The sequence below is a fragment of the Rhizobacter sp. genome (genome assembly GCA_021153565.1).
Classification (GTDB): domain Bacteria; phylum Pseudomonadota; class Gammaproteobacteria; order Burkholderiales; family Burkholderiaceae_C; genus Albitalea.
Window position 1 is genome coordinate 1 of the sequence record JAJKJU010000291.1, and the last position, 11165, is coordinate 11165.

An 11165-nucleotide genomic window follows, 5' to 3' on the forward strand; every position below is an offset into this window, starting at 1 on the left:
CCGGCTTCGTCGGGAAAGCGGAAACCCAAAGCCACATGCGGCCGAAGAAGCTATTGCCCGGGGGCGCGAAGTTGGTTGGCACAAGGAACGCCATGCCATTGCCCGTGGTGTTCAAGTGCAATGCGTTCTTGCCACGCGCGTGCGTCGAGTCAATCGTGGCTGTAGCGGTCTTGAGCTCGGTCGTCCACTTTGAACTCGACGCCGTACCTGCTCCTGACGACTCGAAGTCTTCGCAGAACAGGAACGATCCTGTTGAACAGTCGGAGGTGGCTGGACCGGGAGCCGGAGCCGGAGCCGGTGCCGGAGCCGGAGCCGGAGCCGGTGCTGGTGCGGGTGCGGGTGCGGGAGCTGTAGCTTGAGCAGGTGCTGTAGCTGGAGCTGATTCCTTGTCTCCACCACCACCGCAGGCCGACAGAATCAAGCAAAGGAGGACGGCGCTCGCCATCTTCGGTCGCAGAGCGGCTTCATGTTGCTTGGCAATTTTCATGTCATCATTCCTTTGGACTGCAATGTCTTGGGCGCGTTTGAGTCATTCGATGCGTGGCTGCACGAAGGGCCTCGTCGGCGTGCTTGAAAAGTCGTTCAGCGGTTGAGCAACACGCTCGCGTCGGACGACATCGCCAAGGCGGGCGTGCCTGGCGAAAATCGTCCAGAGCCGATCTGCTTTGAGGTCAGAACTTGGCGCTCAACCCCAACTGCACGGTGGTCGCGGAGAAAGGGTCTATGCCCGGCGTGCCCTTGCCACCGAGGCGCCACTCGGAGCGCTGCACGTACTGCTCCACCTTCAGGTCTGTAGACCACCGTCCGAACTGGATTTCACCCTTCAGACCCACGCTTGCAGCGCCGAAGGCGGACAGGCGCTGGTCGGTTGAGCTGTATGCCGGCGTGCCGAGCGGTCCGGGATAGACGCTCGCATCGGTCACCGGGTCATAGTAGAAAGATGCCGAGTTCTGCGAGTAGTAGCGCACCGACGGCGTGATCGTGAGGAACGACGTGACGGGTTGCACCCAGGCGGCCTCGACCGTGTGCGCGTGGATTCCAAAGCTGTCGTTGTAGAACCGATAACTGCTGCGCAGCGTCGCATCCGGCGCGTCGAAGTGGTGGTTCCAGCGCAGCATGCCGATCGCCTCGTTGCGCGTGCGTGGGCGGTGATCGAAGAGCTTGTACGGGTCGTCGTAATAGCCCCTGCCGCCGGAGTAAGTCAGACTGAGCTGCGCCAAGTCATTGGTCGACAGCGCCTGCGTCACGCCGGCCGTCAGCTCGACCGTGCGCTTGCGCTCGCCCACCACGATCTGATTGACCGGGTTGATGGTGTCGCTGGTCCCAGCCAAGCCGATATTCCAAGTGGTGTTCTTGTCGAGGCTGGCATAACGCCCCTCGAGCGAGACGGCGGTCGACCTGTAGTCGTGCTCGGTCGAATAGGCCAGCCCCACGCCGACCGAACCTCGGTCCATGTAGCGGGTCACCTTCACGTCGCCCGCTTTGCGTTCGTCTTTCATCCCTCCTGGCGACTTGGTGGCGCCCGAGACGTCGCTGTAATAACGTGGTGTTGCGCCGGAGACCTGATCGACCACGCCCGAAACCTCGAGTGACCAGTGCGACGTCGGTACGAGCAAATAGACGGATGGCGAGTTGACGCGGATCCGATTCAGCGAACTGCCTTCGCTGCCATCGTAGCCGGGGTAGATCGTGTGGTTGGTCTGGCTATCGCGGTAATGCAGGTACTTGAGCGCAATCACACCCTTTTCCGGCGGCTCCTCAGCCTGCGCCGACATGACGCCTGGCAGTGCCAGCGCAGCCGCGGTGATGGCGCCCCATTTCCCACTTCTCTTCTTCACAGAGTCAATTGCAGCCACAGCCACCTCCTCCGACGCCGGAACCGCCCGAAGCCGCCTCTTTGCTGGCCAGGATGTGCTGATTGAAGCGCTGTTCCAGGGTGTCCCCGCCCATGGTCATGGCTTCCTTTGCCAGAACACCCTTCTCCCACGGCTGCGGTGAAGCACAGCCTGCCAGGCTGGCTACCAGCGCGCACAGAGCGCTGATGTATCGTCGATGAATCATGTTGCTTCCAGTCTGTGACATAGATGACTTCAATGAGCGGATGCCAACGCGCCCGCAATGGCGTCTTCAAGCTCTTTGCGCTCCGCGCCTTTGAAGCCCGCGTGCATGCTGATGACCTTTCCATTCGGGCCGATCAGCAACGAGCTCGGCATGCCCTTGATCCCGTAGAGCTTGGGCGTGTCACCTTTCGAATCGAAGGCCACGCTGAAGCTGGCAGGGACCTCGGCGAGAAACTTGTCGGCATCCTCACGTTTCGCATCGACATTGACGGCGACGACCTGCAAACCCTTGGCCGCGTACTTCGCCTGCATCTCGTTCATCCACGGAAACGATTGACGGCACGGACCGCACCAGGAGGCCCAGAAGTCGAGATAGACGACCTTGCCCTTCAAGTCCGCAAGGGTCACAGGACCGCTCACGCCAGCCAGCTTTATTTCGGGGGCCAATGCTCCAGGCTCCACGGCCTGTGCAGTGGAGACTGCGCTAAACAGCATCGATGCAAGGGCGAGTGCAAGGGTCGATGGGAGTTTCATAGGACTTCCTTCAGTCGTTCGATTGGGATGAATGGCGACGCACGACGTAAACGCCGCAGAGCATGCTGGTGGTGATGAGCAGCCACAGCAGATCGAGAGCACCGCCGCCCACATTGGTCATCACTGTCTCGGCCTCGGCCGACAGCTGGACATCAATGGTCTGACCGCCAGCGGAGAGCACCTTCAGGGTCCCGCTGGCCGCACCGCTGGCGCTGGGCATGAAGACCACCGACACCGTGCATGACTGACCAGTCGCCAAGGTCCAGGGCACACCAGGGCAGGCATCGGTGGCGTTGGCCGGCGCCAAAACGAAATTGCCTGTCGTGGTGACGGAGGCGATGGCCGCGTCCGTGGCTGAGCTGTTTGAGATGCGCACGACCAGCGGTTCGCTGCGGCCACCCGTGCGCACTGTGATCGAGCGATAGTCGAGCGCAGTGGGTGTGACGGCCAGGGTACCTGTGGCTGGGGTTGCCGGAGCTGCCGGAGTGGACGGAGCTGCCGGAGTGGATGGAGTTGACGGAGTGGATGGGGAGGTCCCTCCGACGGTCATCATCCCTGCTACCCCGTTGCCGCTGAGCGGAATGTCCGCAGGATTGCTGCCGCTGGAAGCGACAAGCAGCGTGGCGTTGCGCGCACCAGCCTCGTCTGGCACGAAGCTCACGACAACAGTGCAGGTTGCGCCCACGGCCAAATTGATGCCACCCAGGCACGTGCCTCCGCCAATCGAGAACGCGTCAGCGTTGGCGCCAGCCGTGCCGATCGACGAGACCGTTACTGCACCTGGGCCGTTGTTGACCAGCGTCAACGCAGGCGCGTCGATTGACTTGCCGACCTCGGTTGCAGCGAACGATAGCGAAGGGACATTGGTGGTCCATGCGAGCACCGGGAGCATGACGTTTGTGCCCAGGCCGGTCAGCACGATGCTGTTCGGTGAACTGAAGGCGTTTGAAGTGATCACCACGCTCTCGGCCGCATTGGAGGTCGTCGGCGTGTATGTCACGGACACCGTGCAGGTCGCGCTCGCTGCAAGGCTGGCCGGGCAATTGTGAGAAACCTTGAATTCGTTCGAGGAGCTTTGAATGCTGGAGATCGCCAACGCCCCGCCGCCGCTGTTGCTGACCGTGACCATGCGCGGTGTCGAGGTCATCCCGATGGTCACCATGCCAAAGCCGATTGAGGGTTGAGACAGGCTGATTGCCGGGGCCTTTAACGCGACGCCTTCGCCGGTGAGGGCGATGGTGGCAGTGCCAATGGATGCGTTGGTTGCCACGCTGAGCGCGGCCGAGCGTGCTCCGAGCGCGCTCGGGTTCAACGCGGCCGTGATGGTGCATTTGCCGGCCGGCGCTACCGGTGTGCTGACTGCGCAGGTGCCGCCCAACACGATGTCATTGGCGTGCATGCCGGTGGCCGTGATGGCGCTGAACTTCAGGTCCGCCTGGCCGTTGTTCGTGATGGTCACGGTGCGCGCCGCTCCAGTGGTCCCGAGCCCTTGCGAGCCGAGATCGAGAGATGTCGCGTCCAGCGCAAAGCCAGGCAGTGCCGCGGCGTTGCCCTGGCCGGCAAGCGTGACGGTGCTTGCACTGGTGCTGGCGTTGTGCTGAACGCTCAAGGTTGCCGAACGCGCACCCGCGGCAGAAGGCGTGAAGCGCAACTCGACGTAGCAATTGCTCCCGCTCATCAAGCTGGCGCCTGCTTTGCAGGTGGAGCCGGCCCCGATGGCGAAGTCGCTGGCGTTGGCTCCCGACAGAGCGATCGAGGACAACTGCAGATCGGCCGTGCCGCTGCTGCTGATCATCACGCGCAGCGCATCCGATGTTGCGCCCACTGTCTGGGTAAAGGACAGCTGGCTGGGCGAAATGGTGATCGCTGGCGAGCTGTCGACGCCGGTACCGCTCAACGAGACAGTGCTCGCGCCCGCATTGTGGGCGATGGACAGCGTCGCCGAGCGGGTTCCGGCCATCGTTGGTGTGAAGGTCACGGTCACGGTACAACTGGCGCCGGCGGCGATCGTTGCACCTGTTGAGCAGGTGCCGCCGCGGACGGCAAAGTCGCTGCCGGAAGTGACGCCTATGGTTCCAAGTACCAGCGCCGCTTTCGCACTTGCGGCATTGCTTAGCGTGACTGTCTGGCCACCGCTGGTGCTGCCCAGTTTCTGACTCGTAAAGCTAAGGTTGGTCGGGCTGGTCGAAGGGCTGGGCGTGGCGACTACTGCCAGATAGCTGGGCGTGCCGCCCAGCTTGCTTGCGATGTAGGCGGCCAGGTCGTTGAGCTGCGAATCGGTGACGCGGCCAGACATGAAGTTCATCTGGCTGAAGTTGGCGATCATGCTCTTGATGCTGGACGCGTTGATGCCGTTGGCGATCCGATTCTGCGCATTGTTTGGAAGCGTGTTGTGGCAAGCGCTGTTCGAACAGCTCGGCTTGCCCGCCACGACGCCGTTTGTGTAGAGCGACTGGCCGTTGGCGGCGTCTTGAGCCTGGGCCAGAAAGCTCGTGACAGCGAGCGTGGCAGCGATGATTAGATTTCTCATTAGTTAAGCCCTCAGCCAGGGAAGGTCCTGCCCAGCGACGCTCCATACGGCGTCGGTGTGATCGGTGTTTTCGGTGGGACCGGTGTAATCGGTTCTGGAGTTCCGCAAGTTCGGGTAGCCGTAGGCGGTTGTGTTGTAGTCGCTGGTGGACACGCCCATCGCGCGCAGGACCATGCCCATCCACTGCGTGTACAGCAGGCCGCTCCACCAGTGCGGGTTGGAGGACCAAGTGAATTGAGTGAGATCGCGATAGTCGACCGACTGTCCAGTCTTCAGGTAACCGCCTGCGTCGCCGAGGCTGATGACAGGAATGCACCGGTTGTGGTGGTGACCGGGGTGGCCACCAGACCCGAGTTCGAAGCCGCTGGCGATCAGTGACTTGTCGAACAGCGTTTTTCCGTCGGCCGTGGTGATCTGATCCAGCTTGTTGGCCATGTCGAGCATGACACTCTCGAATTGCAGTTGAACTGCGGCGCTGAATCCCGCCCGCTTGGCTGGATCATCCATCGCGTGGGCATAGTCGTTGTGCCAGGCACCCTCAGTCGCGGGGCCGAAGGTATAGCTGGTCGGCCCGCAAACGTAGACGCGACTGATGCCGGCGGCGAAGGCTGCGACGACGATGTCGTTCCATAGTTTCTCGCACTGTGCCTGGCTGCTGGGCTGCCCGTAGAAGCCGCTGGCTTTTTCGAGGGCCGAGGTGTCGGTGGTGGGCCGCGCAAAGCCGCTCATGACGGTGGTCATCACCTTGGACTGCACGTCGTTGAGCAGATCGAGATAGTTGCCTAGGCGCGTCTTGCAGTCTGCCGAGCAGGCCGGGTCGGCCATGACCAGATCGGCGTGCTCCTTGACTCGGTCCACCAGGACGACCTGTTCCGGAACGGCGGTGCCACTGCTGGCGACAGACGTTTTGAACAGGCGGTCAAAGAGCTTGACGTTGCTTTCCGCGGTGGCTTGCGTTTGCACGGTGCCCGTGCCCGACTTGGACAGCGAGACGAGGTTTCGCACGATCGCCGGCTGAAGAATACTGCTCGGATAGAAGCTTTTGGACGCCGCAAGCACTTGGTCTATGGTCGGGTTGTTCGCATCGCCGCCGAGCGTGCCGCCGCGGTTGTGGCCGACACCGACGGCGAAGTCCAATCCGTTGATCACGTTCATGCGTGACAACATGCGTGCGTTCAGAGCCGAAGATTTGGCCTGCAGAACGTCGGAGATGACCGTCATGCCGTTCGTGGTCGTGACGGCGCCGGCCAGCGATGCGCCTCGAATGGCGATGCCGCCATAGCTCTGCGTCTGGGCCGCGGCCTGATTCAACAAGGGGCCGAAGAACTCCTGTTGAAAGATGCCGTGCCAAGTGGTCGTGTGCACGAAGTACCGCTCGGCGGATGCCGAGGCCATTGCAGCAGCCTGCGCCTCGCGTGGAAGCAGAGATGGCAACAGTGGCAAGGCCAGTGCTGTACCGCCGGCACCGATCAGAAACTGTCGGCGGGAGAGTTTGTTGAATGCTGGCTTCATTTCGCCCTCTGTATCGTGGTGAATTCCGAGCGCAGCGCGATCGAAGCGAACAGGCTGCGCAGATTGGCGCCACTGACCGCCTGCTGACGCAGCGATTCAATCAACGCACCGTCGCCGGCCGTGTCAGCGCGTCCGAAGGCATAGCGCACATAGTTACGCGCAAAGCAGCGCTCGAACTGACCGCTGTCGAGGATGAACTGCTGGGCCTCCGAAGGTGATCTGACGGCGCGAGACATCGTGTCAGCCAGACTGGGGAGCGAAGCCGTATCGATCGGCTTTTCACCGAGAGACTTGCCCTTGTCGTCAAGAATGACCTCGGTCTCGCGAACCCGCCCAAGTGAATCGAAGCCTTCAAACACAAAGCCCCATGGGTTCATCAGCGGCTTGTGGCATCCCACGCACGAGGTGCCGTTCATCTCGGTCACACGTTCCACGCGTTGGCGCGTGGTCAGCAAGCCGCTCAGATCGGCCTTCGCGTTCGACTGAACCATCGCAGGCGTTGGCATCGCCTTGCAAGTCAGTCCGAACAGCACGCGGCTGCCGCGCGAGATGGGCAGCGTGGTGTCGGAGGAGCCTTGCGCGATGAAGCCGATACGCGTGAGCAATCCGACACGTGTAGATTCGGAAAAAACCGGTGGCGAAGACACACCATCCCACACCGCGGTTTTGTAGAGAGACGCGATGTCGCTGGTGCGCGCGTACGAGTGGCGATCTGTCAACACCTGCTGCAGCGACGCGTTGTGCGCTGCCAGGTACGACACCATGTCGAGGACTTCGTTGATGGCCGCGTCACTGGACGTAGGCAAGGGCTTGAAACTGCCCGCAAAGGCGTCGAACTTCGGATCGCCGACCTTGCCGTTGAGGGCCACCAACTCGTCGAGCCGGAACCAGCCGCCAAAGAAGTCACGCATTGCGCGATCGGCACGCGCATCGGACATCATGCGGGTTACTTGCGCGGTATAGGTTGCTGGCTGCAGCAGGGCGCCGCTGTCCGCGTCAGCGTTGAGCGCGGCATCTGGCACTGAATCCCAGAAATGAAGGGCCAGCCGCGTCGCCTGCTCGTGGGCGGTCAGCGGCATGCAACTGGAAGAAGCGTCAGCGGAAGAAGTCTGTCCTTTCTCGATGACAAAGTAGAACTTCGGCGACGCAATCATGGTTGCCAGTACACGGGCAAAGGCGCTTGGGGTGTTAGTGTTGCCAGCCGCGGTCCGATAGACGTTCACCTCGGCATCCGTCATCGGCTGGCGAAACAGCAGCCGCCCGGCCTTGCGGATGAAGCCGGTGACGCACGCATCCGCGGTATCGGTGCAAGTGCCCGAAAGCTTGGCCATGCGAGTGGGGTCGGAGGTCATCGCCTTGGCCAAGGCTTGGGCGGTTTCGCGCAGCGAGAAAACCTGACGCCCATTGACCGTTGTGTCGAGTCGCTCGTAGCCCTTGTGTCGCGTCGTGTCGGGGTTGACCGCGGTGTCGGGTGGGAACTGCGCAGTGTCACTGACCAGCTTACCTACTGTGGCAGCAAGAGCCGTATCGGCCGTCAGGGCTGCAGTGACATCGGTCAGCGCATTGACGACTTGCTTGCGAGTGAGCCGTCGGGGCGGGCCGAGTGGATAGCATCCGGGCGAGGTGGTGCTCTCCGAACTGACCGCCAGGGCAACCGCTGTCCCCTGCGCGTGCGGATCGATTAACGCTGTCAGCGGGGGTGCGCTCGTTGCTGCGTTCGTGCCAGTTGCCCCGGCCGGCGCACCAACCGCGGGTGGTGCTCCCGCATCTTGCTCGACCGACTCGCTGTTGCAGCCCGCGACCGTCGCAGCGCAAAACAGTATTAGAAGAAGCTTTTGCATTCTTGATCTCGAGTTCTTGAATTGCTGACCGATTGCCATCGAAATGGAATTCGGATCGCGTTGAGTTCATGCCCCACCCGAACTTGCATCACGCATCGCAGCTCGTGGACACATTGTTGATTCAGCAAAAAAACTTAGAACGACGAAAGCCTGAACAACTTATGACCACCAGTCGGTCCGCGCCAAGAATTGTTGAGGTTTCGCGTCTCATGGCGGCGCACCGACGTCAACTGCGCCGCCTACGACGGCTTGCGTTGCTGAACGATGGGTTGCTCCGGAGCTGCATGGGTTATCGAGGATCCTTTGAATTGACATGAAGTCCTGAATGCAGGTGCGACCGAACGGATGTCGGGATGTCACCTTGGACAATGCTCAGGACAGGCATGTCAAAGACCTTTTACCCCACGGGGTGGCAATGCTAACCCGATGCTCCTGCAAACTTTGAGTTGGCAAATGAACTCGCTTGTAAGACTTGTTCATCGTGCGATCGTCGCGCTGATGTCCCTGCCACGATCCAGCGCCTTGTACGCATCCCGCACTTCCACGCCGGATACGGACATGCTGAGCTTCGTGGAGCTCTTCGACAGCGGCACCTATCACAAAGGTGTTGCCACGGGCCATCCATTGGCATTGTCGAATGCCTGCACGCGGACCTGATGCACCTCGAAAAGACTTGGGAAACGCGCATTGAAAGGGGGTGTCGCTGTCTACTGACGGCATAGTCAGTGGTGCGATTCCCGGCCGCTGGACCTATAACCGGGGGGCGCATGACTTTGACTGCAGCGATCGACACCCTATACGCTGGCATGGTGGAGGCCTATTTGCTTATTGACCTTATTCCGGGTCATGTCCTAAGCAAGTGGCTCGCCCTGCTAAGAGGCTGAGAGTCTTTCGATCATGCCCGCTCATCACGCCAAAAGCCCCCTGCTCGTCGTAGCAAATGCTCGACATAGCCCAAGCTATGGCTGCGCTTTTCGCCTATCAGGAGCCTTTTGACGTGCTGCTCGGACACGTTCGAAATACTCTCAGCCTCTCAGCCTCTCAGCCGGGGGCACACCCGTATGTGCTGCGCCCCGACATTTCAGAAACGGTCGAAAAAGGACTTGATTTCTTGCGCAGCGAAGCCCGGCGGCCAGTGACCACCGGGGCTGTACCCGCACCAGGCCACGGGCTTGTTGTCGCTGCAACCTTCATAGATCACGCAGCCATTGGCGCCGATCCTGTTGGTCGCCTGTGTGCAGTTGTTCTTGGCGATGAAGTTATTTCGCACCTCTTCGCCGAAGTGGTAGGCGACGACGGCGTCTTCCTGGGCATGGAACAGGATCACCGCGGTTTTGTTCGGTGAGGGCGGGCAGCCCATCGGGAAGCCGGACATTGGCGCCACGGCGCGGAAGACGTCCCCCATCTGGCAACCGATCGCGTTCGACATCCCTCCGCCATAGCTGAAGCCGGTCGCAAAGGTGCGGCTGGTATCGGTGCATAGGCCCTGCCTGAGCTGGTTGACCATCGCGCCGATGAAGCGAATATCGGTGTCGTTCCAATTGGCCCAGCCGGCATCCAACCCAAGAGGGGCAACGAATATCGCGGACTCGCCGTAGAGCTCCTTCAAGCCATAGAAAGGCTTGCCGCTGGCCCAAGTGTTCCCGTAGTAGACATCGGTGGCGCTGGCGCCACGCCAGTGCAACCCGACGATCAACGGATAGGCTTTGTCGTTCTTGTAGCCGGACGGAAGGAGGACCCAGAAGTCGCGCGGCACACCATCTGAAGTCAGGGTGTATTTGCCGTTCGAAAACTTGGCGGCACCGCCACATCCCACGCTACCGTTGAAGGGTGCAGGTGCAGGTGCAGGTGCAGATGCAGGTGCAGGTGCAGGTGCAGGTGCAGGTGCAGGTGCAGAACCTTGCGCATCGCACTCTTTGATTATCGAGACCGCCGGGTCATTACCAAAGAACTCGTTAGTGCATTGGCCAGCACCCGTAACAGTCTTTTCGATCCAGCTGGAACCAGAACCATAGCGAACGACCTGGGTTCCGTTGACCGAGAAGGATTGACCTTCGCTAGCAATCTTTGTCCAGCTCGACGCATTGGGTGCTGGTGCTGGCTTCGGTGCCGGTGCGGGTGCAGGTGCAGGTGCAGGTGCAGGTGCAGGTGCAGGTGCTAACGCAACCGGTACCGTTGCGGTGCCCGCGTCATGCCCACCCCCGCAGGCAGACAGCACCAGTGCGCACAGCAGTGCACTCGTCGCCGTGGCGCGTATGGGGCGTGGGTTTGGCATGCTCATCGTGAAGATCCTGTTGCGTCCGAATGTGGCGCGACCTGCCGTTTGATGGGCGCGCTCTCAATTTCCGTAGCGATTCTGGGATTCGCAACCTTCGGATACTTGACGAATGTTTGATGAACCGATGATTGCCGCGGTGGGACAGCGAGCCGCCATGCAGAGGATGCAGTCACCGCGAATCGATTGCCTTCGCGAGCGGCCTACGACAAGCTGAGTGTGTTGAAGCGCGCGGTGTATCGCGACGCGACGTGCTTCATAGCCGAAGAGCTTGCGCGTGAACGCGGCATTCTTGATCTCGGCAAGCCGTTGAGGATTTGGCCCGAAACAATTTCCCGTTTTGGGGGCGCTGGGCGGGCGCGCTGCGGCGTTGCTCCTCACTTGTGTGGCTCGCCACACGGCGCTCGGAGCGC

At 61.3% G+C, this 11165-nt stretch carries 8 protein-coding genes; 1 reads left to right on the forward strand and 7 read right to left on the reverse strand.

Annotated features, from left to right (window positions below):
- Positions 1 to 671: 671 nt before the first annotated feature.
- The 6 genes from AC30NL_RS18405 to AC30NL_RS18430 are packed head-to-tail and all read right to left on the reverse strand — an operon-like array spanning position 672 to position 8477.
- Positions 672 to 1856: a DUF3570 domain-containing protein gene (locus AC30NL_RS18405; RefSeq protein ID WP_489465439.1), complete on the reverse strand. Its 1185-nt coding sequence runs from the start codon at positions 1854 to 1856 to the stop codon at positions 672 to 674.
- Positions 1843 to 2061, reverse strand: a complete 219-nt coding sequence (locus AC30NL_RS18410; protein ID WP_489465440.1) for a DUF4266 domain-containing protein — start codon at positions 2059 to 2061, stop codon at positions 1843 to 1845. Before AC30NL_RS18410 ends, AC30NL_RS18405 begins: the two co-directional genes overlap by 14 nt.
- A gap of 29 nt (positions 2062 to 2090) precedes the next feature.
- Complete coding sequence (locus tag AC30NL_RS18415; RefSeq protein WP_489465441.1) at positions 2091 to 2594, reverse strand: TlpA family protein disulfide reductase; 504 nt, start codon at positions 2592 to 2594, stop codon at positions 2091 to 2093.
- A 10-nt stretch (positions 2595 to 2604) separates the two neighbouring features.
- Positions 2605 to 5124 carry a choice-of-anchor D domain-containing protein gene (locus AC30NL_RS18420; protein ID WP_489465442.1) on the reverse strand — a complete coding sequence of 840 codons (2520 nt, stop codon included), beginning with the start codon at positions 5122 to 5124 and terminating at the stop codon, positions 2605 to 2607.
- A 3-nt stretch (positions 5125 to 5127) separates the two neighbouring features.
- A complete protein-coding gene (locus AC30NL_RS18425; RefSeq protein WP_489465443.1) occupies positions 5128 to 6636 on the reverse strand; it encodes a DUF1552 domain-containing protein in 1509 nt (502 codons plus the stop codon).
- The gene (locus tag AC30NL_RS18430) at positions 6633 to 8477 is read right to left on the reverse strand and encodes a DUF1592 domain-containing protein (RefSeq protein ID WP_489465444.1); all 1845 of its coding nucleotides are present in this window, start codon (positions 8475 to 8477) and stop codon (positions 6633 to 6635) included. Before AC30NL_RS18430 ends, AC30NL_RS18425 begins: the two co-directional genes overlap by 4 nt.
- A 453-nt stretch (positions 8478 to 8930) precedes the next feature.
- On the opposite strand from AC30NL_RS18430, the gene AC30NL_RS18435 reads away from it, so the two are divergent.
- Positions 8931 to 9134, forward strand: coding sequence for a hypothetical protein (locus AC30NL_RS18435; protein WP_489465445.1), 204 nt, complete (start codon positions 8931 to 8933; stop codon positions 9132 to 9134).
- Between the two features lie 424 nt (positions 9135 to 9558).
- On the opposite strand, the gene AC30NL_RS18440 is transcribed toward AC30NL_RS18435, so the two are convergent.
- The gene (locus tag AC30NL_RS18440) at positions 9559 to 10758 is read right to left on the reverse strand and encodes a CE1 family esterase (protein ID WP_489465446.1); all 1200 of its coding nucleotides are present in this window, start codon (positions 10756 to 10758) and stop codon (positions 9559 to 9561) included.
- Positions 10759 to 11165: the final 407 nt, after the last annotated feature.